Here is a 23,330-nt window from a genome sequence, read left to right on the forward strand (position 1 = left end):
CGGGCGCCGGCAGGGATGCGAACCCTATTGTTCGTGCCGAGCATCAGGGTCCCGATACCTGACAGGAGCCTTGATTGTCGACCAAGCCTGATGCCGCAGCCGCGGGCAATGCGGATGAAGCGCCCGCGGGGACGGTACCCTGGCGGGAAAACTATGTGCCCTACGCCATCTCGCGCGTGCTGTCCGCGATGGCGTTCCAGGGCATCGGCATCGCGCTCGGCTGGCTGGTGTACGACCAGACGCACAGCGCCTTCTACCTGGGCCTGATCGGGCTGTGCCAGTTCCTGCCCATGGTCGTGCTGACCCTGGTGGTGGGCCAGGTGGCGGACCGCTACGATCGCCGGCGCATCGCCCTGATCGCGCAGTCGGTGAAGGCGGTCGTGGCGATCGTCCTGACCTGGGCCATCTGGTCCGGCGCGCTGACCGTGCCCATGATCTTCGTGTCCGTGGTGGTGCTGGGCGCGGCGCAGTCCTTCGAACAGCCCACCATGCAATCGCTGGTGCCCAGCATCGTGCCGCCTTCCGCGCTGCAGCAGGCGCTGTCGGTGACCACGGCGCTGTTCCAGACCGCGACCATCATCGGGCCTGCATTGGGCGGCGTCGCCTACGGGTTCAATCCGCTCGCGCCCTTCCTGCTGTCGTCGGTGATGTTCGTGGTGGCCGGCGTTTGCGTGATGTCGATCAAGACGGTGCGCGGCGGCTACAACCGTGGGCCGGTCACGTTGCAGACCGCGTTCGCCGGCGTGTCCTTCATCTTCGCCCGTCCCGTCATGCTGGGCGTGATCTCGCTGGACCTCTTCGCGGTGCTGCTGGGCGGCACGACCGCGCTGCTGCCGATCTTCGCGCGCGACATCCTGAACGCGGGGCCGTGGGCCCTGGGATTGCTGCGTTCGTCGTCCGCCATCGGGGCGGTGCTGATGTCCCTGTACGTCGCCCGCGTGCCGCTGAAGACGGGGATAGGCATGAAGATGCTGCTGGCCGTGGGGGTGTTCGGACTGGCGACCATCGTGTTCGCCCTGTCGACCAACATCACGGTTTCCATCCTGGCGCTGGCGGTGCTCGGCGCGGCGGACACGATCAGCATGGTGGTGCGCATCACCCTGGTGCAACTGCTGACGCCAGACGAAATGCGTGGACGGGTCAATGCCGTCAACTCGCTGTTCGTGGGCACCTCGAACCAATTGGGCGAGTTCTATTCGGGCACGCTGGCGGGCTTCGTCGGCCCTGTTTCGGCCGGCGTGATCGGCGGCGTCAGCACCATCGTGGTGGTATTGCTCTGGATGCGGCTTTTCCCCGATCTTCGCAAGGTCAAGACGCTGGCGGGGTAAAGCGCGGCCGGCCAGGTGCGGCCGGTATGGCCGTCCTGATGCCGGACGGGACATGCCGGACGCGGGCTACGAGGCGACCGTGATCTGCGTGAAATCCTGGTACCAGCTCTCGGCCTGCACGAAGCCTTTCACCTTGGGGCTCAAGGCGCGCGGGTTCAGATCGTGCACCGCGAAAATATTGGGCGCATCGTCGACCACCTGCGCATGCGCGGCGGCGAGCTTGGCGTCCTGGTCCGCCTGGTTGAAGGCGGACAGCGCCTCCGTCAGCAACTGGTCGACCTTGGCGCTGCTGTAGCGCCCCCAATTGCCGGTGCCGCCGCCGTCGCGGCTGAAGCAGTTGGTGTAGAACTGGGTTGGGTCCCCGAAAGGCTGGCCATGGCAGATGACGTCGTAATGCGCGGCGCCGTTCACGCCCGGCACCTGGCGCATCGCGGTCAGCACCGAGCCCCAGTCCGCCACCACCAGGTCGACCTTGACGTTGAGTTCCGCCAGGCTCTGCTGCATGAACTGCCCCATGGGCAGCGGCACCATGTTGCCGGATCCGGCCGTCGGGATCAGCGTCTTCAGGGTGATCGGCTTTTTGCCGGGGCCGTAGCCGGCCTCCGCCAGCAGGGCCTTGGCCTTGTCGGGATCGTAGCCATAAATCTGCGTCGGCTTGCCGAACAGCTTGTAGTCCTGGTCGTACAGCCCGATGGCCGGCGTCGCGGTGCCGTTGAGCAGGCCCACCATGCTTTCGCGGTCCAGTCCGTAGTTCAGCGCCCGTCGCACGCGGACGTCCGTCAGGGGGCCGGCATCGGCGCAGTTGAGCACGAAGGACCACAGGTGCAGGTAGGGCTTGGTGATCACGTTGAATCCCGCGCTCTTCAGCGCCGGGATCGAATCGGGGTCGGGGAATTCGATCCAGTCCACCTGGCCCGAGCGCAGCGCGGCGACGCGGGTGTTCGAATCCGCGATCGGCATCAGCACCAGGCGGTCAAGCCGGGAAACGTGCTTCGGATCCCAATAGGCGCGGTTGGGCACCAGCTCGATGGCGACGTGCGGCGTCACCTTCACCACCTTGAACGGCCCCGTGCCGGAGGGATTCGAGCGGAATGCCAGCCAATCCTTGCCCAGCTTTTCGTACTGCCGCGGGCTGACGATGAACAGGCGCGACAGGTGATAGGGCAGCAGGCTGAAAACCGTCTTGGTACGGATCGCGAACTGGGTATCCGAGACCTTTTCATAGCCCGCGATGATGGCGGCATAGGCGCCCGCATAGGTCGGCGCCAGCTTGTCGTAATGCGGTGCGTCGCGCTTCAGCTGCCGGTCGAAGTTCCACACCACGTCGTCCACGCTCAGCGGCGAGCCGTCGTGGAACGTGACCCCCTGGCGGATGGTGAAGATCCAGCGCTTGCTGTCGCCGGGGTCGATATGCCATTCGGTGGCCAGCCCGGGGATCAGGTCGGGCGGCGTCTTGGTGTTCGCGAAATCCCACAGGACCAGCGCGTCGAAGATCGGATAACCGGCGAAGCGGCCGCCTTCGCTGCCATTGTCGGGCATGCCGTTGGTCAGCGGTACGTCAGTGGTGGTCATCGCGATGCGCAGGGCGCCGCCGCCCGCGCTCTGCGCGTACAGGTCGCGCTGCCTGCCCGCGGCGAGCAGCGCGGTGCCGGCGCCGGCGAGCTTGAGCGCATTGCGCCGTGTAATCGTTGCCATGTATTTCTCCCTTGACCAGGACCTGGGCTGCCTGGAGTGATGCTTTTGTGAAGGCTCCCTTGCAGGCCGGCGATCCAGGCGTACTGGCGCTTCGTCAAGGTACTTGATTAATAATTAAGGAACGTCAGCAGCGCAAGGGGTATTCGCCCTAGGGCTGCATGCATGGGGCGCACGCACAAGGCCGGTGCGCACGCAGTCGTGCATGGTGCACGGCGCGCACCATCGTGTGTATCCCTTGAAAAACCCCTGAAAATCCAGGCCTGTGCGCGTCCATCGGCACCCGGGAAAACACCCCGGAAAGTGACTTGACAGACCATCAAGTCATGCGACAGCATAGGTGCACCCGTCGGTCATCGCGCAACGCCGGGCGATCCCGATCCGCGCAGGATGGGATGTTGATGGTCTGTTCAGCGGCCCCGAGCGCCGCGGCGAGGATAGAGACGATGAACGATATGCATGTCAACGCAAGCCCCGCCGCGGGCGGCGTGCAAGAGGAAGGGCAGCAGGCCTTCCGGCTGGAAGAGGCAACGATCGATCAACTGCATGCGGCGATCAAGCATGGCGAGATCACGGTGGTGCAGATCGTGCAGCGCTACATCGACCGTTGCCGGGCCTTCAACGGCGTGTCGAGCATGCTGGTGACCAGGGACGGCAAGCCGGTGCCCGAAGCGCCCGGCACGGTCCGCGCCGGCGCGCCGCTGAAGTTTCCGACGCAGACCGTCGCGGTCGGCGACTATGTGCCCGACTACGACAAGTACAAGGGCGTCCCGCTGGAGTTCGGCCGCATGGAGCCGACCGCCTCGGATCCCGCGGTCATGCAGCAGTACGGCATGATCGTCGGCGTCCCGAACGCGGGACAGGTCAATGCGCTGTCGACCCTGAACATTCGCGGCGAGCGTTCGACGGTGTGCAAGGGGGAGTTCGACAAGCATCCCTCGCTGGGGCCGCTGCCGCCCGACGCCCCGCCGATGTGCGAATTCTTCCGCCATCTGCCCGACGCGCTGGAACGCGCCGCCGAGCTGGACGCGGAGTACGGATCCGATCCGGACCTGGAGCAGATGCCCATGTACGGCGTGGTCTTCTCGTTCAAGGACCCCTTCGACACCAAGGATATGCACTCCATGGGCGGCGCCGACGCGGCCTACGACATCGACGTGCCGGCGCGCGACCACATCCTGGTGGACCAGCTGCGCAAGAAGGGCGCGATCATCTTCGCCAAGTCGGTCAGCACGGAATACAACGGCCGTGCCGGCGATCCGGGCGGCCGCCATACGCCGGACAAGGTGCTGGTCTCGACCTTGGGTTACCAGCGCACCACCTGGGGCGGCAATCCGTCCAACCCCTACGACACGACGCGCTCGGCGTCGCTGGGTTCCAGTTCCGGATCGGCCCTGTCGGTGAGCGCCAACCTGTGCATGATCGGCCTGGGCGAGGAAACGCGCGCGTCCACGCGTGGACCCGCCAATCACAACTCAGTGGCCTTGATCCTGCCGCACAAGGCGCTGATCGGTTTCGATGGCGGCGCGATAGGCGCGGACATCCATAACGACCGTACCGGCATCCACGCGCGGAAGATCGGCGATGCCGCCAAGGTGCTGGACGCCCTGAAGGACCCGGTGGAAGGCTATTACGACCCGCGCGATCCCTTCACCACCGTGCCGCGCTCGTCGGCCCTGAGCACGCCCTACGCCAGCCATGTCTACAAGTCCCGGTCGCTGAAGGGAAAGCGCATCGGCATCATCCGCGAATCCATGTTCTGTCCTCCCGGCGACGTGGCCGCCCGGCCCATCACGACCGCCGTCGCGCGTGAAATCAAGGAAGTCCTGGGCAGACAGCTGGGGGCGACGCTGGTGGAGTCGTCGCATCCCAATTGGACACGGGATCCGGAAGTCGAACTGATGACGGTGGATTTCACCAAGGCGCTGGCGCGCCTGGTTCCGGTCTTCATGCCCGACATCCTGTATCGCCTGACTCCCGCTGGCGAACCGGTATTTCCCGACTTCGCCGCGGCCATCAAGCGCACCGAGTTCCAGCCCGGCAAGTTCTTCGGCACCGGGACCATGAATCCCATCGACTACATGGTGGAAATGGCGGAGGGCCGCATCGCGCCGCCGGCCAACCTGGACATCATCACGGTGCAGCACCAGGCCGACAGCATGGCTTTCCGCTATCACATACCGCAGTACCTGACGCGCCGCGCGGAGGACTGGAAAAAGCTGGGCTATACGGAAACCGTCGTCGATTTCGCCACCCTGAACGCGCGGTCCAAGTTCTGGGGCGACGACCAGCGCGCCGCCTTCAAGAACTGGGAAGAGGTCGTGGACATGCGCAACCCGCTGGACGAGCGGCAGGGCGTGAACGAGCGGCTGATGCTGCGCGAACTGCTGCGGCGCGTGGACATGATGGTCATCCTGGAAAACCACCTGGATGGCCTGGTGCGGCTGCATACGCCGTATCCGCCCGGCAAGATAGGCGGGGCGCCTTACCCCGGCGTGTCGGGTACGCCGCGCAACGAATCGGCCTATGGCCCGAACGCGGGACTGAGCGAGATCCTGATCCCGGCCGGCTATGTCGACGAGGTCTACGACTACACCTTCAAGCTGAGCGATGACGGCAAGCGCTACGTGCCGCAGCCGGCGGCGACGCCGACGCCCGTACCGCCGCCCGGCATGCCTTTTTCGCTGGTCTTTCGCGCCGAACCGGGCAAGGAGGACGTCATCCTCGACATCGCATCGGCGTATGAGGCCGCGTCCGCGCGGCGCGTCATGCCGCCGTCCTTTGGTCCGCTGCCCTAGCGGCGCGCACGATAGCCTTATCCCACACGGAGGCATGGCATGGCCAGGCTGGATCGGGAACCGGAACGCGGCGGGCCGGCGCAACCGCTGCTGATCGTCAAGGGGCTGATGAAGCACTTTCCGGTCGGCTCGGTCGTCGCCGGCGGCCGCAAGCTGGTGCGCGCCGTCGACGGCATGGATCTCAGCGTGCGCAAGCAGGAAACCCTGGGCATCGTGGGCGAGTCCGGCTGCCGTAAATCGACGTTCTCGCGCCTGATCATGTCGTTGATGGCACCGACCGCCGGCGAAATCATCTTCGACGGCGATCCGGTGGGTGGGTACCGCGGCATCAGCCTGAAGGACTATCGGCGGCAGGTGCAGATGGTGTTCCAGGACAGCTATTCGTCGCTGAATCCCAGGCTGACCATCGAGGAATCCATCGTCTATGGCCCGGTGGTGCACGGACTGGCGCGCCGCGAGGCGCGGGAGCGCGCGCGCGACCTGCTGGCCGCCGTCGGACTGGCGCCGCGCCAGTATGCGCGGCGGTTTCCGCACGAATTGTCGGGCGGCCAGCGGCAGCGCGTGAACATCGCGCGCGCCCTGGCGCTGCGGCCGCGCCTGATCATCCTGGACGAACCGGTGTCGGCGCTGGACAAGTCGGTCGAGGCCCAGGTGCTGAACCTGCTGATGGACCTGAAGGAGCAGTTCAGCCTGACCTACGTGTTCATCAGCCATGACTTGAACGTCGTGCAGCACGTGGCCGATCGCGTGCTGGTGATGTATCTCGGCAAGGTGGTGGAGATCGGCCCGTCCGAGCCGATTTTCGCGGCGCCGGCGCATCCTTATACCCAGGCGCTGATGGACAGCCGGCCTTCCATGGACCCGGCGCGCCGCCGCACGGAACCGCCGCTCAAGGGCGATCCGCCCAATCCCATCGATCCGCCATCCGGCTGCCGCTTCCATACGCGCTGCGCGATCGCGCGCGCGATGTGCGCGTCGACGGCGCCCGCGCTGCGGGATATCGGCGATACGCGCGAGGCAGCCTGCCACGCCGTGATGCCCGATAGCGGCTTCCTGCAAAGCCCCGAGGCCATCCCATGACGCGCCAGGCCCTGATACGCGCCCGCGGCCTGCACGTGGCCTTCGTCTCGCGCGACGGGACGGTGGCGGCCGTCAACGGCATCGACCTGGACCTGAACGAAGGCCAGGTGCTGTGCGTGCTCGGCGAGAGCGGATCGGGCAAGTCCGTGACCTTGCGGGCGCTGATGCGCCTGAATCCGCCGGCGAAGACCATCATGCGCGGCGAATTGACCGTGGCGGGGCATGACATGATGGCATTGCCCGACGCCAGCTTGCCCGACCTGCGCGGCAAGGTCGTGTCGATGATCTTCCAGGAGCCCATGACGGCGCTGGATCCGGTATTCACGATCGGCCACCAGATCGTCGAAACCATCGTCCGCCATGATGGCGTATCCAGGGTGGCGGCGCGCCAGCGCGCGCTGGACCTGCTGGACCTGGTGCAGATCCCGTCGGCCAGGATGCGCCTGAACGCCTATCCGCACGAGCTTTCCGGCGGCCTGCGGCAGCGCGCCATGATCGCCATGGCGATCTCCTGCCGTCCCAGGCTGCTGCTGGCCGACGAGCCCACCACCGCGCTGGATGCCACCGTGCAGATCCAGGTGCTGCTGCTCCTGCGCCGCCTGCAGGAGGAACTGGGCATGGGCGTGGTGTTCGTGACGCACGACCTGGGCGTGGCCGGAGAAATCGCCGATCGTGTCGCGGTCATGTACGCGGGGCGCATCGTCGAGCAGGGCAGTGTTTCGTCGCTGTTGACCGACCCCCTGCATCCCTACACCCAGGGCTTGCTGGGGGCCACCGTGCAGCCGGGCAATCGGGGGGCGCGCCTGACCACCATCCCCGGCGCGCCGCCCGACCTGCGCATGCCCCTGTCCGGCTGCGCCTTCGCACCGCGCTGCCCGCGCGCCGAGGAGGCGTGCCGCGTGGACGTTCCCGTGTTCCACTACCCATCGCCCGGCCGCGCGGTGCGGTGCATCAAGGCCATGGAGACGGTGTAGCGCCGCCGCGCATCACGCCCCGTCTATCGCCAGAGGAAGTCGACCGATGGTTTTCTATATCGCACGCCGCATTCTCTACATGATTCCGATCGCGCTGGCGGTGAGCCTGGTCTGCTTCCTGCTCATCCACCTGGCGCCGGGCGACCCCATCGCGGCCATGGTGCCGCCGGACACCCCGCCGGACGTCGTCGCCCAGGTGCGCAGCGACTACGGGCTGGATCGCTCGCTGCCCGTGCAGTTCGGGTTATGGCTGGGACATGTGGCGCATGGGGACCTGGGCATGTCGATCACGCGGGGCAGGCCCATCCTGCCGGACCTGATCGTGGCCAGCGGCAATACCTTGATCCTGGCGGTGACGGCCGGCGTCCTGGGTTTCCTGCTGGGCTGCGTGCTGGGCGGGATCGCGGGGATCTATCGCGGCACCTGGCTGGATCGCATGCTGCTGGGCACGGCGGTGGCCGGCGTGTCGGTCCCGCATTACTGGCTGGGGATGGTGCTGGTGATCATCTTTTCGGTGACCCTGCATCTTCTGCCGGCGATGGGCGCGGGTCCGGGGACGTCGACCGTCTGGGCATGGGATTGGGCGCACATCCAGTTCCTGATCCTGCCGGCGCTGACGCTGTGCGTCATCCCGGCCGGCCTGGTCACGCGCACCGTGCGCGGCCTGGTCAGCGACATCATGAGCCAGGACTACATCACGACACTGCGCGGCAAGGGGCTGCGCTGGACCGGCATCGCCCGGCATGTGCTGCTGAACGCCGCCCCCACGGTGATCGCCGTCATGGGACTGCAGCTGGCCAACCTGATGGGCGGGTCCATCCTGGTGGAGACCGTCTTCGCCTGGCCGGGTACCGGTTCCATGCTGAACGACGCCATATTCCAACGGGATTTCCCGACGCTGCAGGCGGCCACGCTGGTATTGGCGCTGTTCTTCGTCGTGCTCAATCTTGCAGTCGACCTTGTCCAGACTGTCATCGACCCGAGGATCAGCCGCACATGATGGTGATTCCGAAAGACGCGGAGCTGCCCGCGTCGGAACAGGCGCAGGCGTGGCAGGCGCCCGACAGCTACTGGCGTGGCGTCGGCCGGCGCCTGCTGCGGGACAGGACGACGCTGGTCTGCGGCGCCATCCTGTTCGTGATTTTCCTGGTGCTCGTGCTGGCGCCCTGGATCGCGCCTTACGAACCCAATGCGGGCCGTGCGCTGCTGCGCCTGAGGCCGATAGGCTATGCCGGGCATCTGCTGGGCACCGACGAACTGGGCCGCGACATGCTGACCCGGCTCATGTACGGCGGCCGCTATTCGTGGCTGATCGGCATTTCTCCCGTCCTGATGGCCTTCGCGATCGGCGGCACCATCGGCGTGGCGGCCGGCTATGCGGGGGGCAGGATCAATATGACCATCATGCGCATCACCGACGTGTTCTATGCCTTTCCGTCGGTGCTGCTGGCGGTGTCGGTCAGCGGGATGATAGGCGCCGGCGTGCTGAACGTGATCCTGTCGCTGACCTTCGTTTTCATTCCGCCCATCATCCGCGTGGCGGAAAGCGTCACCACCGGCGTGCGCAACCTGGAGTACGTGCAGGCGGCGCGCAGCACGGGAGCCGGGCCGTGGTCCATCGTGTTCACCCACGTCATGCCCAACGTGCTGGGACCGGTGTTCGTCTACGCCACCGGCCTGGTGGGCTTGTCGATGATCGTGGCCTCGGGCTTGTCCTTCCTGGGGCTGGGCGTGAAGCCCCCCGATCCGGAATGGGGGCTGATGTTGAGCAGCCTGCGCACCGCCATCTACAACCAGCCCTTGATCGCCACGCTTCCCGGCGCCTGCATCTTTATTACCAGTATGTGTTTCAACTTCGTCAGCGACGGCCTGCGCACCGCCATGGACGTGCGCGCCTGAGTTCGTCGCGTCTCGTGGCACGCGGCCTTCGTCGCGGGGCGGGGCGGCGTTACACGTTGTGGTGGCCGGAATGCCGCCAAGCGGGTCTATGATTGGGGAGGCGCAGCCTGGGGCCGACAGAGCAGCAGGAAGGAAGGCACGCCTGGGGACTTCCGAGCAATCGACGATCCATGGACCTGATTTCTGACACGCTGGCCCGGATGTATGACGCCACGCCGGTGCTGGTGGCCGCCTACGACGCGCAGGATCGCCTGCGCTACGCGAATGCCGCCTTTCGCGCCACGTTCTTCATTACGGAAGGCGAATGCCCGACCTGGGCGGAGTTGATGCGGCGCAATCACGCGGCGGGACGGGGCACCGTCATTCGCAATCCCGACTTCGAAAGCTGGCTGGTTTCTACGCAGGGACGCCGCGGCAAGGCGGGATTCCGCGCATTCGAGACCGACGTCGTCGACGGCCGTTGGCTGTGGATGACGGAAGCCGTGCAGCACGATGGGTGGATGCTGTGCATCGCCACCGACATCACCACGCTGCGCGCCGGCGACCGCGCGGTGCGGCAGGACCGCGACGTGGCCATCAAGGCATCGTTGACCGACGAACTGACGGGCGTGTCCAACCGGCGATTCCTGATGATGCGGCTGCGCGAGGTGCTGGCGGCCGGCGGCGGGATCCTGGGCACCCTGTGCCTGCTGGACCTGGACAACTTCAAGTATGTCAACGACGCCTACGGCCACGCCATCGGTGACCGGGTCCTGCGGGACTTTTCATCCTGCATACAGGCGCACCTGCGTCGCGCCGACTGCTTCAGCCGGATCGGCGGCGAAGAGTTCGCGCTGCTGCTTCCCGCGACGCAACCCCATGAGGCCATGCTGATCGTGGAGCGCATGCTGGCGATCGTGCGACGGGCGCGGCCGTTGGCCGAGCGCCCGGAATTCAGCTACAGCTTTTCGGCGGGCATCGCGGAGCTGCGGCCCGGCGACGAGACCGGGGCGGTCATCGGGCGTGCGGACAAGGCGCTGTACGCGGCCAAAATGGCGGGGCGCAACCGCATCCACCTGGAAGCCGCCTAGGCGCTACGACCAGCCCAGCCGGCGCGCCAGCTCCCGGCTGGCGGTCCGCAGCAGGGCAAGATGCTCCTGCTGCTTTTTCTCGTCGTAGCGGAAGTGCGGCACGGTCACCATCAGGTTGCCCCGCACCTGTCCGCCCTGGTCGAACAGGGGCACGGCGATGCCATGCATGTCGGGCGCGCGTTCGGCGTAGCTGGTCGCGTAGCCCTGTTCGCGTATGCGTTGCAGGGTCTGGCGCAGCTCGGGCACGTCCAGCGGCCGCCCGTTCAGCGGCGACGTCGCGGCCTGCGCGATCGCCTGCTCGATTTCCTGCGGTTCCATGAAGGCCAGGACGGAGCGTCCCGCCGCGCCCCAGGTCAGCGGCTGCAACTGGTTGAGCGGGACGGTGTAGCGTAGCGGGTGCGACGGCCACGCGATATCCGACATGAAGATCCCCAGCTCTTGGCGCGACAGCAGCACCAGCATCGCCGTTTCGTCGGTCGCGTCGCGCAGCCCCTGCAAAAGGGGCGCCGCCAGGCGGTTGATCGGCATTTCGGCGCTGAGTTTGCCGGCGACGCGATAAAGCTCGATGCCCGGCGTGTACAGGCCTTCCGCATCCTGGTCGACGAAGCCCAGCGGCCGGCACAGCTTCAGCAGCCGGTGGACGCTGGCGCGCGGCAGATCGAGTTCGCGCGCCAGCTCGTTCAGCGGCCACCTGTCCCTGGCCGCGAACGCGACCAGGATACGCAGCACGCGATTGACCGTTCCCGTGTCGGCCGGAGAGGCTAGCTTGGAGACCATGTTGTGGTTGTCGCTGTAATGGCGCGTGGAAGGATAACACCGTGCCCGGTATCCGGCGACGCGGCTCCGACCTGGCGCAACATCGTCCCCACGCCGCTACTTGTTGGACGCGATGCGCTCTTCGATGTGCTGCGCGCGCTTGGTGGAGGCGGGATGCGAGCTCATCATGTCGCTCTTTCCGCCGTCCAGCTTGGCCAGTTTCTGGAAAGCGGTGACCAGGCCCTGCACGTTCAGCTTGCGCGCCTTGAGCTGGTCGTACGAATAATCGTCCGCGGCGCTTTCCTGCGACTGGGAGAACTGGGCGTTGATGAACTTCTCGGTCAGGTCGCCCAGCTGCGACGCGCTCAGGGCCGCGACGGCGGAACCGCTGGCCGCGCCCGCGGCGTCGCGCGCGGCGGATACGGTATAGGCCGTCTGCATGGCTTTCTTGCTGTGGCCCAGCGCGACGTGGCCCATCTCGTGGCCGATGACGCCAAGGAGCTCGTCGTCGGTCATCATGTCCATCAGGCCGCTGTAGACGCGTATGCAGCCGTTCGCCATGGCCCATGCATTCACGTCATTGGTCAGGTAGACCTTGTAGTTGGCCGGCTGGCCGTTGATCGTGTTGCCCAGTTGCTTGCCGAGCTTCTGCAGCCGTGCGTCGTATTTGCTTCCAGGCGCGGCGATCTTGGATTGCTGGTCGCTTTCCTTGCAGGCCTTGTCGGAAAGGGTCTTGATGTCGGCGTCGCTGAGCGTAGCCGCCTGCAGCATCTTGTTGCCCGCGCCGAGGGCGCCGCCGATATCGAAAGCGTGGGCGGTGCCCCCGCAGGCCAGTATTGCCGCGGCGACGGCTACCCGGTTCAAATACATGCGCATTGCTGCTCCTCTGGTCTGAGCCCACTGGGGCGGAGCGCCGATTCTAAGGAGCGCGGTTGACGGCGCAATGCAGGAATCTACACAATATTCTCAAATAATATATATATTTACATGTGGATAGGTTGGGAATTGTGGCTGCGAATCGCGGGCGCCGCGGCTCGGCCGTCCGCGAGCAATAAGCGGAGTTCGCGCGGCCTTGCCTCGGAATAGAGTGCCATCGTGAACTACAGTCCAGCGCCATGGGAGGCCACGATGACCCCTGTATTCAAAACCGTGCGGACGCCGGTAGGCGCCTTGAAACTCGTCGCCAGGGGCCCTTGCCTGGCCGCCATCCTGTGGGAAAACGACAGGCCTGGCCGCGTCAAACTGGGCGACCTGCGAGAGGACGACGCCGATCCGACCTTGAACGAGGTCGAACGGCAGCTCCGTGAGTATTTCGACGGCAGTCGCCGCCGCTTCGATATCCCGATGGAATTCGCGGGCACCGGTTTCCAGAAGAAGGTCTGGCAGGCGCTGCTGGAAATCCCCTATGGGGAGACGCGCAGCTATCGCAGCATCGCCGAGCGCATCGGCCATGTGAACGCGGTCAGGGCCGTCGGCGCCGCCAACGGCCGCAATCCCATCTCCATCATCGCGCCGTGCCACCGGGTGATCGGCAGTTCGGGCAGCCTGACCGGGTTCGCCGGCGGCCTGGAAGTCAAGGCGCGGTTGTTGGAGTTGGAGCGCGCGCAGGCGAATTAGCACATCTTCACGCTGTACAGCCTGGGCCAGGTCACGCAAGATGGAGCCGCGGGGGCAGCGGGGGATCGCATGCCCAATCTCTGTCGTGCGTTTCCGGCCGGGGCTGGACGCACGTCGCGAACCTGGAGACCAGGCATCATGACGTTCCACACAAGCAGCAAGGCAAGCAGCGAAGCAAGCCGCAAGGCGGCTCGTTCGTTCACCGGCGTTTTTCGTGCCGCCACGATGGTGGCGCTGGCCCTGCCACTGATGGCGGCGCCCGCGATGGCGCAGGAGCGCGCCGCCACGCCGGCGGCCAGCGGCGAGAATACCTACAAGCCCACCGTCGGCCAGGAAGGCAAGGACGTCGTGTGGGTGCCGACGCCGCAGGTCCTGGTGGAAAAGATGCTGGACATGGCGCAGGTGACGCCGCGCGACAGGTTGCTGGACCTGGGCTCCGGCGACGGCCGCACGGTCATCACCGCCGCCAAGCGCGGCCTGCAGGCCCGCGGCATCGAATACAACCCGCAGATGGTCGAGCTGGCACGGCGCAATGCCAAGGAGGCCGGCGTCGCGGACCGCGCCAGCTTCGTGACAGCGGATCTTTTCAAGACGGACCTGGGCGGGGCGGACGTCATCACCATGTTCCTGCTGCCGTCCATCAACGAGCAGCTGCGGCCCAGGCTGCTGGCCTTGAAGCCCGGTACGCGGGTGGTCTCGAACAGCTTCCGCATGGGCGACTGGCAGCCTGACCGTTCCGAGTCGGTGCGGGACGGCTGCGACCACTATTGCACGGCGCTGTTGTGGATCGTGCCGGTCAAGGTGGACGGCACGTGGCGCCTGGGCAAGCAGGATCTGCAGCTACGGCAGAAATACCAGATGCTGAGCGGCACGCTCGGTTCGGCCCCCATCACCGAGGCACGCCTCGATGGCGACCGCATTTCCTTCAAGGCCAACGGCGCCGCCTACACCGGTACGATCACAGGCAAGGCCATGCAGGGTACGGTCGGCGGCGGGCCCGGCGGCAACTGGTCCGCCAGCCGGCTCTGAATCACGCGCGCGGGTCTGCGTCGTCCGTGCCGTCCGCCTCGTCCGCGACGGGCCTGGCCTTGCCGGTCAGGTGCTCCACGAACAGCTTGGCGGCGGTGGGCAGGGCGTCGAACGAACGTACGCAGATCTGCAGCTCGCGCCGCGCCCACGGCTCCTGGATGCGCAGGATGCCGATATCGAAGATGCGCGCATATAGCGTGGCGATACCCAGGGGCAGCACCCCCAGGCCCAGTCCGGCGTTCACCATGAAGCACAGCGTATCGAAGCCCGTGACCTGGACCTTGACGCGCAAGGGCAGTTCCAGCCGGTCCGCCGCATTGGCGACGATCTGGTTGATGGCGCTGCCGGTGTGCAGGCCGACGAAATCGTAGGCCAGCGTATCGGCGAACCGGAAATCGGGCCGCGCCAGCAGGGGGTGGCCGGCGGGCGCGATCACGGCCAGCGTATCGCGCCGGTAGGGCAGGATCTCGACGTCGCGCCCCGGTGGCATGCCGGAGAATATCCCGACGTCGGCCGCATTCTCATGCACCGCCTTCAGGATCGCGGGCGAGATTTTCTCTTCCAGCTGCAGCTGGATATTGGGGTATGCCGCCGAGAAGGATTGCAGGTCGCCGGGCAGGAACTGTGTCAGCGCGGAAATGTTGGCGAAGACGCGGATGAAGCCGCGGGCGCCGCTGGCGTATTCCCGCATGGAAACCGCGATATCGTCCAGCTCGCGCAAGGCCCGCCGCGCCATGGACGCCAGCGCCATGCCGGCGTTGGTCGGCTGGATTCCCTTGTTGGTGCGCACCAGCAGCTGGGTCTTGAGCTGCTCTTCCAGCTCGCTCATGCGCTTGCTGACCGCCGCGGCGGCGATGTGCTCGCGCTCGGCGGCGGCGGCGATCGTTTTCTCTTCGATCACGCTGATGAACAGCCGCAGGGAGGTCGGGTCCAGGTGCATGCGCCGCAGTATACGGCGGCGTGTCCTGCCATCGCCAGGGGCGAAGGCGTCCCCCGGCTGGCCATCGCGGCGCGCGATGGCGGCATCATGAACCGTCGATTCCATGCGCGTGCGTCCCATTGCTAGACTGGCGCTTCGAAGGAGGCACGCATGAATACCAGTACGGCGAAGGCCGGCAAAAGGCTGTATATCCAGGAAGTCGCGCCGCGCGACGGCTTCCAGAACGAAGGCCGGTTCGTCGAAACCCAGGACAAGATACGTTTCATCGATGCCTTGTCCGCCTGCGGCTACGCCAAGATCGAGGCGACGTCCTTCACGTCGCCGAAGGCCATCCCGGCACTGCGCGACGCCGAAATCGTGATGCACGAAATCAAGCGGCAACCCGGCGTGGTCTACACGGCGCTGGTGCCGAACGTGCGGGGCGCCGAACGCGCGCTGTCGTGCCGGGTGGACGAGGTCAATCTGGTGATGTCCGTCAGCGAGACCCACAACCGGTCCAACCTGCGGATGTCGCGCGACGAGTCGTTCGCCCAGCTTTCCGACGTGATCGACGCCGTGCGCGGCAGCCGTGTGGCCGTCAACGTGTCGCTGTCCACGGTATTCGGTTGCCCGATGGAAGGCGACATCGATCCCTACGAGGTCTTCGAGCTGATGAACCGCTTCGCCCAGCGCGGCGTCAACGGCATCACCTTGTGCGATACGACCGGGATGGCCTATCCCAGCCAGGTCGAAGCGATCTCGCGCAAGGCCAGGTCGCTGTTTCCGGCGATCGAGCTGACGCTGCATTTCCACAATACCCGCGGGATGGCGCTGGCCAACACCATGGCGGCCTTGAACGCGGGCGTGGATCGCTTCGACGCTTCGCTGGGCGGCATCGGCGGTTGTCCGTACGCGCCCGGCGCCAGCGGCAACGCCTGCACGGAAGAACTCGTGCACATGCTGGCCCTGGATGGCTATGACACCGGCGTCGACCTCGACGGCATCCTGGCGGCGGCGGAAACGCTGCCGGGCTTGATCGGGCATGACGTACCCAGCCAGATACTCAAGGCCGGGACGCGGGCGCGGCGGCATCCCGCGCCCTGCCAGTAGGGGTCAGTCTAGTGCAGGTTGAACACCCAGCACCGCAGGCTCTTGCGGGCGATGCGGCTGTTCACCACCCGCACGCCCAGGAAGTACGGATGCCGGCTTTTTTTGAGCTCGTTGCGCAGCTCCGGCGTCAGTTCGATGGGATCCGGCGCGCTCGCCAGTTCGCGTGCCAGATGCCGGAAATTCAGCGCCAGGAAGCGATCGGAGCGGCGTGCGTGATTCAGTTCGGCGCCGTTCATCATGCGGCCGAACACGGTGTCCCAGAAGCGTTCGAGTACCGGCGATGCGCTGGCGCGCGGCAGGACGGGGAAGTGGCACAGCTGGCTCAGCTGCGCGCGCAGGATTTCCTGCTCGATCGGCGTGCCGCTGTTCTTCAGCGCGTCGGCTAACGACGCGATCTGCGCCTGCAGGCGGCGGAACTGCCGCTTGGCCGCCGCCGCGTCGCTGGCCTGGGCCGTGCTTTCCGCGCGCATCGTCCAATGATCCAGCAGCGTCTGGAAGCCCTCGAACTGCAGGATGGCCAGGCGATGGCGGAGATTGGTGTCGGCGTGCGTATCCGCCAGCCGGTCCAGCCATAGCGTCAGCGCGCCGATCGGCATCGTGGCGGTTTCGGTCGCCCGCCTGGGATCCTGCACGGTCTGGACCATCTCCCGCAGGTCGGGGTCGCTGTCGATACGGCGCAATTCCGCCCAGGAATCAAGCTTCATGGATTCGCACAGTGGCGCGATGGCCGCCAGGACTGTCCTGCCATCGTGCGAGCACGGGATGCGCAGGTCAGCAAAGGGTGTATCGACGAATTCGGACATGAAGCGCTCCTTGTTCTGCGCCGCATGCCTCTGATGCGGCGGATTGGACCCGCGAGTCGCGTTTCGCCTTTTGCCTTGGCGATAATTCGCGATCAGGCATGCGCTTATCCTAGGGATCCCGGATCGCCCCGTGCTTTAGGTTTCGGTTGAAGCGTTTTGATTATCGGCCTGATATTTACTGGAATCGTGGAATGCAAGCAACGCCCGAACTGACCTTCCGTCCCGCCACCGAGGCGGATATCCCCAGCCTGATGGCCTTGCGCCAGCAGACGATGACGCCGCATCTGCAACGGGCCGGCGCGCCCAGCGACGACGAAGCCAACCTGGCGCGTGTCAATTACAAGTTCGAAGACGCATTACTGGTCTATGACGGCGCGGAACTGGTGGGCCTGTTCAAGGTCGCGCGCGGCGCGACCGAATGGAAGCTCGTGCAGGTGCAGATCGCGCCGGCCCGGCAGGGGCAGGGATTGGGCGGCCGGCTGGTGCGCGGCCTGCAGCAGGAAGCCGCGCGCGCCGGTTGCGCCATTACGCTGGAGGTATTGAAAGGCAATCCGGCCCGACGGCTTTACGAGCGCTGCGGTTTTGCCGTTGTCGGCGAAAACGCGCTGGAACACCAGATGCGCTGGCAGCCATAGCGGCGGCAGCCGCCATGGCCCGGCGGCGTCAACGCGCCGGCACGGTCCAGAAGTAGACCATGCGGCCGTCCACGGTCAGCGTTTGCTCAGGCGTCCAATCGCCCATGTCGAAGGCGTGCGACACGATGCGCGTACCGGGTTTCAGCTTGAGCAGCATGGGCCGCAGCTTGAGATTCAGCGACGGCAGCAGGTACAGGCTGATGACGGTCGCTTTCGACAGGTCCTGTTCGAACAGATCGCCCTGGATGAACTGGACCTTGTCCGTCACGCCTTCCTTTTTGGCGTTTTCCCGCGCTTCCTGGATGCGGACGGGATCGATGTCGACGCCGACGCCGCGCGTGCCGAAGCGTTTCGCGGCGGTCACGGGGATGCGCCCGTCGCCCGAGCCCAGGTCATACAGGACGTCGTTGGGCCCCACCTTGGCCACTTGCAGCATGGCATCGACCACCGCCGGGGGCGTGGGAACGAAGATGACGTCAGGCGCGCGCGACTTGGCGGTGGTATCCGCCGCCGGTTGCGCCTGCGCCGCGGCCGCGGTCGCGGTCGCGGTTACCAGCAGGACGCCGGTCAAGGCCAAGTTCCATGAATGCCGAAGTATGCGCATGGTGCAAGCTCCTGGAAGGGTTGTCGAAACGTCGATGTCGATCCGCGGCGTGCGCGCTGCCCCCGGGCTTGCCGCGCCGCGTACGGCAGGCTATTCGGCCGGTACCGTCGTCGGGCGTCGCCGGAACAGCAAGACCAGGGCGCCCAGCGCCAGCACGGCCAGCCCGGTGAACGCGCCCACGCCCGTATGCATGATGCTGGCGTACAGCAGATAGGCGCTGGTGCCGCAGAACAGCAGCGGCGTGAACGGATAGAAAGGAACGCTGAAGGGCCGTGGCCGCGTGGGTTCCCGGCGGCGCAGGATGAACAGCGACATGCCGGTCAGGACGAAGAACAGCCAGAAGACCGGCGCGGTGTATTCGACCATGGTGGCGAAGCCGCTGCGCGTGGCCGCGCCCAGCGCGGCCAGGGCCAGCGCGATCAGGCCCTGCACGAGCAGCGCGTTGGTGGGCGTGTGGTGGCGCGTATCCCAACGGCCCAGCAAACGGAACATCGGTTCGTCGCGGCCGAAGGCGTAGGTGGTGCGCGCGCCGGTCAGCACCGTGGCATTGGCCGACGTCAGGGCCGAAATGGCGATCAGCGCGCTGATGACGCGGGCGCCGTTTTCGCCCATGACGGCGCGCAGCGCATCGGCCGCGACGGCGTTCGAGGCGGCCACGCCGGCCAGGCCCAGCACCTTGGCATAGGCCAGGTTGACCAGCAGGTAGACCACCGTCACCAGCGCCAGGCTCCAGAACAGGGCGCGCGGCAGGTTGCGGCCGGGGCCGACGACTTCGGCGGAAACATAGGCGGCCTCGTTCCAGCCGCCGTAGGTCAGCATGACGAAGATCAGCACCAGCCCCCAGTTGGTGGCGGTCGGCAGGCCGGCGGGCGCGACCGTGCCTGCGCCCCCCGCGCTGTCCAGCAGCAGGCCGGCGCCGATGATGAACAGCACGCCGCCCACTTCCAGCACCGTGAGGAAGTTCTGCGTCCATTTGCCGGCATTCAGGCCGACGATGTTCAGGATGGTCAGCGCCACGACGGTGATGGCGGCATAGATCGCCGCGGAGTGCGGGCCCAGGCTGTAAATCTGGCTGGCGTAGTCGCCGAATACATATCCCAGCAGCGCGATCGACCCGGTGGGAATGATGGTCAGCCGCGCCCAGGCGAACAGGAAGGCGGTGCGTTCGCCGAACGCGCGGCGCAGGTAATGGTAGTCGCCGCCCGCGTCCGGATAAGTCGTCGCGAGTTCGGCGTAGCACATGGCGCCCGCCAGCGAGATCGCCCCGCCCACCACCCAGGCGATCAGGATGTGGTCCAGGCTGGCGGCGTTGGCGGCGATGAGCGCCGGCGCGCTGAAGATGCCCGCGCCGATGACGATGCCGACCACCAGGGCCATGACATCCAGCGTCGACAGCAGGGGGGAAGGACGGGCGCCCACGGCACGGGACGCGTTCGGTGTGGCGGAGGACTGCGTGGAGGCGTCGCGCACAGGGGGCATTCCATGACCGTGGAGGGAGCGGGCAGAAGCCGGACTGCGCGACCCGCGGCGGCGTCGCCAAGGCCGTCTGAACCTTGGCACTTCGGCAAGGATGGTATCACCGCGACCCTGATGTTTAAGCTTCCTGTCAGAAACAAAACGTTAGCCGACTCGTCGCCGAACGTGACGGCGGCGCCGGCTATAAAAAACGCCGCGATTCCGGAGAATGGCGGCGTACGGAGGATGCGAGCTTGTGGCAGCGCCCGGCCAGGGCCGGCCAGGAAGATCGACCACCTGGATCGAACAACCCAGCTCGATCAACCCAACCCGGTCAACCCAGGTCGATCAACTGGGTGTGTTCCACCACCGGCGGCACGGCGAAATAAGGACTGACCAATTCGCGCCACTTGGCGAAGTCCTCGGAACCGCGGAAATCCACCGTGTGGTTTTCCAGCGTGGCCCACTCGACGAACAGGCGATAGCGGTTCGGATGTTCGACCGAGCGCTGCAGCGACACGCCGCTGCAGCCCTTGGCGCGCAGGAATAAGGGCTTGGCCTTGGACACGCCGGCTTCGAAGTCGGCATTCGTGCCGTCCTTGATGTCGATCTGCGCTATTTCAAGAAACATCATGGCTCCTTGCCGATACGCCCGGCGTATCAGCGTTTGATATGTTCCAGCGCCACCGGATTGGTCGCGCCGGTCTCCGTCAGCGTGCGCGTGGCGTGGACCGACGCGTAGATCCACAGGATCTTCATGGGCTGCGTGTCCGACATATTACGGAAGCGGTGCGACACATTGGGCGGTATCCATGTCGTGTCCATGGGCTGCAGCCGGTGCTCTTCGCCATTGATGTCGAGGATGGCATCGCCTTCCAGCAGCATCACGCTTTCCTCGCAATTGTGGCTGTGGAAAGGGATCTTGGTGCCGGGCGCGAATTCCGTGATGCCATTGATGAAGGCCGTGGCGCCGTCGCCCGCCGTCACCAGCGGAATCGTGCGCGCGCCGCCGCCGCGCTCGTAGGCGGTGAGGTCGGAAGGGCGATAAATGGCGGGTTTCGCCGCGCTTTTCGTCTTGGTGGATGTGGTCATGATTGGACTCCCATAAACAACCTGGTCCGCGCGGCGGTCAGCGCGCGGGACCGGTCCAGACCGATTTGATGTTGGTGAATTCCTTCAAGCCATAGCTGCTCAGCTCGCGGCCATAGCCGGATTGCTTGATGCCGCCGAAGGGCAGGCGCGGATCCGACGCGACGGTGCCGTTGATGAACACGGCGCCGGCCTCGATCTCGCGCGCCAGGACATCGGCCCGCTCCAGGTCGCCGGTCCACAGCGCGGCGCCCAGGCCGAAGACCGTGTCGTTGGCGATGCGGATGGCGTCGTCGGCATCCTTGCAGCGGATGATGGCCGCGGCCGGGCCGAAGGTCTCATCGCGGCCGGCGGCCATGTCGGGGGTGACGCGGTCCAGCACCGTAGGCTCGAAGAAATAGCCCTTGCCTTCGCGCGGCGCACCGCCGGCCAGCAGGCGCGCGCCCGCGTCCACCGACGCGCGCACCTGCTGGTGCAGGTCGTCGCGCAGGTTGTCGCGCGCCATCGGCCCGACATCCACGCCGGTATCGCGCGGGTCGCCCACCTTGAGCGCGCGGGTATGGGTGATGAAGGCCTCGACGAAGGCGTCCGCCACCTGGCTTTCGACGATGAAGCGCTTGGCCGAAATGCAGCTCTGGCCGGTGTTGTGGAAACGCGCCTTGACGGCCGTGCGGGCGGCCAGGTCGATGTCGGCGTCGGCCAGGACGATGAAGGGATCCGATCCGCCCAGTTCCAGCACCTGTTTCTTCAGCGCCGCGCCGGCCTGGGAAGCGATGGTGCGGCCCACGGGCGTCGAGCCGGTGAAGGTGACCGCGGCGATGCGGTCGTCGGCGATCAGGTCCTGGACCCGCGAGGAATTCACCAGCAGGGTGGAGAACAGTCCCTTGGGGGCATCGGCGCGCTCGAACACCTTGGCCAGCGCCAGGGCGCACTGCGGCACGTTGTTGGCGTGCTTGAGCACCGCCGTGTTGCCCGCCAGCAGCGCCGGCGCGGCGAAGCGCATGACCTGCCAGAACGGGTAGTTCCACGGCATGACGGCCAGCACGGTGCCCAGCGGGTCGAACACGACCTTGCTGTGGGTGGCGTTGCTCGCCACGATTTCCGGCGCCAGCAGGCGTTCGGCTTCGTTGGCGTAGTAATCGCAGTTGATCGCGCACTTTTCGACTTCGGCGATGGCTTCGGTGATGGGCTTGCCCATTTCCGCGGTGATCAGCGCCGCGTATTCGGCCTTGCCGGCGCGCAGGGTGGCGGCCAGCCGGCGCAGCAGGTCCTGGCGCTGGGCCAGGGTGGTGCGGCGCCAGTCGCGCTGCGCCGACTGCGCGCGCGCCAGCGTGGCTTCGATGGCGGCCGCGTCATGCTCGTCGAACGTGGCCAGCGTGGCTTCGTCGTAGGGATTGATCGAGTGAATCATGTATACCTTTTTGGCGCGGGGGCGCCGTTACTCCGCTTGAATGTTGTTGTCCCGGATCAGTTTGCCGTAGGTGGCATAGCCTTCCGCGGTGCGCTTGCCCAGTTCCGCCGGCGACGAGCCCACCGGGTTGGCGCCCTGCGCGGCCAGCTTGGCCTGCACCTCGGGCTTGGCCAGCACCTGCTTGATGGTGGCGTTCAGCTTGTCCACCACCGCGGGCGGCGTCTTGGCCGGCGCGACGATGACGAACCACGACGAGAAAAGGAAGCCGGGCGAGCCCGATTCGGAGATCGTCGGCGCGTTGGGATATTCAGCCAGCCGCTTCTCGGAGGAAATGCCCAGCAGGTCCACGCGCTTGCTGTCGATCAGGCTCTTGGACGTCGCCAGCGCCTGGAAGGCGACCTTCGCTTCGCCGCCCGCCACGCCCAGCGCCGCCGGCGTCGCGCCGCGGTAGGGGACGTGCACCATGTTCAGCTTGTTCTCGGAGGCGAACAGCGCCATGGCGATGTGCTGGGGGCTGCCGATACCGCCCGACGCGTATTCGATGCGTCCGGGCGCCGCCTTCGCCGCCGCGATCAGGTCGCCGGCGTTCTTGTACAGGCCCGGCGTGGCGATCAGGCTCCATTCGAAGGTCGTCACCAGCGACACCGGCGCGAAGTCCTTCAGCGGATTCCACGGCGTTTTCGACAGGTTGGGCACCATGGTCAGGATGCTGTCGTTGAAGGCGCCGATGGTGTAGCCGTCCGGATTGGCGGTGGCCACCCGGTTGGCGCCGATGGCGCCCGCGGCGCCCGGCAGGTTTTCCACGACGATCGATTGGTTCAGGATCTTGCCCATTTCCTGGGCCACCAGGCGCGCCACATTATCGACGGCGCTGGCGGTGGCCAGCGGGATGATCATGGTGATGGGGCGTTCCGGATACTCCGCCCGGGCCTGTTGGGCGATGCCGCCCGCCAGACAGAGCGCGGCGGCCACTTTGGCGGCCAAGCGACATTTATTCCATGCCTTCACAGCGTTCTCCTCATTATTGGTTATGCCTTGCAGCCTTGCCCGCGACACTCTAG

At 66.4% G+C, this 23,330-nt stretch carries 21 protein-coding genes and 1 pseudogene; 11 read left to right on the forward strand and 11 right to left on the reverse strand.

Features of this window, described 5'->3' with window-relative positions; genetic code table 11:
- Positions 1-74 precede the first annotated feature (74 nt).
- Positions 75-1,328, forward strand: a complete 1,254-nt coding sequence (locus tag CAL26_RS01785; RefSeq protein ID WP_256987864.1) for an MFS transporter — start codon at positions 75-77, stop codon at positions 1,326-1,328.
- 66 nt (positions 1,329-1,394) lie between these two features.
- Here CAL26_RS01785 and CAL26_RS01790 read toward each other — a convergent pair whose 3' ends face one another.
- Positions 1,395-3,023 (reverse strand): ABC transporter substrate-binding protein, encoded by a 1,629-nt coding sequence (locus CAL26_RS01790; protein ID WP_094845225.1) that lies wholly within the window; start codon positions 3,021-3,023, stop codon positions 1,395-1,397.
- A 443-nt stretch (positions 3,024-3,466) separates the two neighbouring features.
- Between CAL26_RS01790 and CAL26_RS01795 the strand changes: the two genes are divergently transcribed.
- From CAL26_RS01795 to CAL26_RS01820, 6 genes are all read left to right on the forward strand, one after another.
- Positions 3,467-5,818 carry an amidase family protein gene (locus tag CAL26_RS01795; RefSeq protein WP_179283209.1) on the forward strand — a complete coding sequence of 784 codons (2,352 nt, stop codon included), beginning with the start codon at positions 3,467-3,469 and terminating at the stop codon, positions 5,816-5,818.
- A gap of 39 nt (positions 5,819-5,857) precedes the next feature.
- The gene (locus CAL26_RS01800; protein WP_094845227.1) at positions 5,858-6,898 is read left to right on the forward strand and encodes an ABC transporter ATP-binding protein; all 1,041 of its coding nucleotides are present in this window, start codon (positions 5,858-5,860) and stop codon (positions 6,896-6,898) included.
- Positions 6,895-7,872 carry an ABC transporter ATP-binding protein gene (locus CAL26_RS01805; RefSeq protein ID WP_094845228.1) on the forward strand — a complete coding sequence of 326 codons (978 nt, stop codon included), beginning with the start codon at positions 6,895-6,897 and terminating at the stop codon, positions 7,870-7,872. Before CAL26_RS01800 ends, CAL26_RS01805 begins: the two co-directional genes overlap by 4 nt.
- 46 nt (positions 7,873-7,918) lie before the next feature.
- Positions 7,919-8,872, forward strand: a complete 954-nt coding sequence (locus CAL26_RS01810) for an ABC transporter permease (protein ID WP_094845229.1) — start codon at positions 7,919-7,921, stop codon at positions 8,870-8,872.
- Positions 8,869-9,771 carry an ABC transporter permease gene (locus CAL26_RS01815; RefSeq protein ID WP_256987867.1) on the forward strand — a complete coding sequence of 301 codons (903 nt, stop codon included), beginning with the start codon at positions 8,869-8,871 and terminating at the stop codon, positions 9,769-9,771. Before CAL26_RS01810 ends, CAL26_RS01815 begins: the two co-directional genes overlap by 4 nt.
- Before the next feature lie 170 nt (positions 9,772-9,941).
- Positions 9,942-10,841 carry a GGDEF domain-containing protein gene (locus CAL26_RS01820; RefSeq protein ID WP_094845230.1) on the forward strand — a complete coding sequence of 300 codons (900 nt, stop codon included), beginning with the start codon at positions 9,942-9,944 and terminating at the stop codon, positions 10,839-10,841.
- Between the two features lie 3 nt (positions 10,842-10,844).
- Here CAL26_RS01820 and CAL26_RS01825 read toward each other — a convergent pair whose 3' ends face one another.
- Together CAL26_RS01825 and CAL26_RS01830 are read right to left on the reverse strand one after the other, a co-directional pair.
- Positions 10,845-11,618 carry an IclR family transcriptional regulator gene (locus CAL26_RS01825; protein WP_094845231.1) on the reverse strand — a complete coding sequence of 258 codons (774 nt, stop codon included), beginning with the start codon at positions 11,616-11,618 and terminating at the stop codon, positions 10,845-10,847.
- A gap of 96 nt (positions 11,619-11,714) precedes the next feature.
- Positions 11,715-12,467 (reverse strand): M48 family metalloprotease, encoded by a 753-nt coding sequence (locus CAL26_RS01830; protein WP_094845968.1) that lies wholly within the window; start codon positions 12,465-12,467, stop codon positions 11,715-11,717.
- Between the two features lie 258 nt (positions 12,468-12,725).
- Here CAL26_RS01830 and CAL26_RS01835 point away from each other — a divergent pair.
- Together CAL26_RS01835 and CAL26_RS01840 are read left to right on the forward strand one after the other, a co-directional pair.
- A pseudogene (locus CAL26_RS01835) lies at positions 12,726-13,211 on the forward strand (methylated-DNA--[protein]-cysteine S-methyltransferase); the annotation flags it as partial.
- A 141-nt stretch (positions 13,212-13,352) separates the two neighbouring features.
- Positions 13,353-14,243 (forward strand): SAM-dependent methyltransferase, encoded by an 891-nt coding sequence (locus CAL26_RS01840; RefSeq protein WP_306437084.1) that lies wholly within the window; start codon positions 13,353-13,355, stop codon positions 14,241-14,243.
- A gap of 1 nt (position 14,244) precedes the next feature.
- Here CAL26_RS01840 and CAL26_RS01845 read toward each other — a convergent pair whose 3' ends face one another.
- Complete coding sequence (locus CAL26_RS01845; RefSeq protein ID WP_094845970.1) at positions 14,245-15,183, reverse strand: LysR family transcriptional regulator; 939 nt, start codon at positions 15,181-15,183, stop codon at positions 14,245-14,247.
- 150 nt (positions 15,184-15,333) lie between these two features.
- Here CAL26_RS01845 and CAL26_RS01850 point away from each other — a divergent pair, with 150 nt between their 5' ends.
- Entirely contained in the window at positions 15,334-16,272 is a 939-nt protein-coding gene (locus tag CAL26_RS01850) for a hydroxymethylglutaryl-CoA lyase (RefSeq protein WP_094845233.1), read from the forward strand.
- 8 nt (positions 16,273-16,280) lie between these two features.
- Here CAL26_RS01850 and CAL26_RS01855 read toward each other — a convergent pair whose 3' ends face one another.
- Positions 16,281-17,075: a phage antirepressor N-terminal domain-containing protein gene (locus CAL26_RS01855; RefSeq protein WP_094845234.1), complete on the reverse strand. Its 795-nt coding sequence runs from the start codon at positions 17,073-17,075 to the stop codon at positions 16,281-16,283.
- A gap of 191 nt (positions 17,076-17,266) precedes the next feature.
- Between CAL26_RS01855 and CAL26_RS01860 the strand changes: the two genes are divergently transcribed.
- Positions 17,267-17,710, forward strand: coding sequence for a GNAT family N-acetyltransferase (locus tag CAL26_RS01860; RefSeq protein ID WP_094845235.1), 444 nt, complete (start codon positions 17,267-17,269; stop codon positions 17,708-17,710).
- Between the two features lie 28 nt (positions 17,711-17,738).
- On the opposite strand, the gene CAL26_RS01865 is transcribed toward CAL26_RS01860, so the two are convergent.
- From CAL26_RS01865 to CAL26_RS01890, 6 genes are all read right to left on the reverse strand, one after another.
- On the reverse strand, positions 17,739-18,281 hold the full coding sequence (locus tag CAL26_RS01865; RefSeq protein WP_256987868.1) for an SAM-dependent methyltransferase: 543 nt from the start codon (positions 18,279-18,281) through the stop codon (positions 17,739-17,741).
- Between the two features lie 123 nt (positions 18,282-18,404).
- On the reverse strand, positions 18,405-19,793 hold the full coding sequence (locus CAL26_RS01870) for an APC family permease (RefSeq protein WP_094845237.1): 1,389 nt from the start codon (positions 19,791-19,793) through the stop codon (positions 18,405-18,407).
- A 310-nt stretch (positions 19,794-20,103) separates the two neighbouring features.
- Positions 20,104-20,400, reverse strand: a complete 297-nt coding sequence (locus tag CAL26_RS01875) for an antibiotic biosynthesis monooxygenase family protein (protein WP_086063048.1) — start codon at positions 20,398-20,400, stop codon at positions 20,104-20,106.
- A gap of 29 nt (positions 20,401-20,429) precedes the next feature.
- Positions 20,430-20,861, reverse strand: coding sequence for a cupin domain-containing protein (locus CAL26_RS01880; RefSeq protein ID WP_094845238.1), 432 nt, complete (start codon positions 20,859-20,861; stop codon positions 20,430-20,432).
- A gap of 37 nt (positions 20,862-20,898) precedes the next feature.
- Entirely contained in the window at positions 20,899-22,269 is a 1,371-nt protein-coding gene (locus tag CAL26_RS01885) for an NAD-dependent succinate-semialdehyde dehydrogenase (RefSeq protein ID WP_094845239.1), read from the reverse strand.
- 27 nt (positions 22,270-22,296) lie between these two features.
- Entirely contained in the window at positions 22,297-23,253 is a 957-nt protein-coding gene (locus CAL26_RS01890; RefSeq protein WP_179283211.1) for a Bug family tripartite tricarboxylate transporter substrate binding protein, read from the reverse strand.
- Positions 23,254-23,330 lie beyond the last annotated feature (77 nt).

It is taken from the genome of Bordetella genomosp. 9, from assembly GCF_002261425.1.
Classification (GTDB): Bacteria; Pseudomonadota; Gammaproteobacteria; order Burkholderiales; family Burkholderiaceae_B; genus Bordetella_C.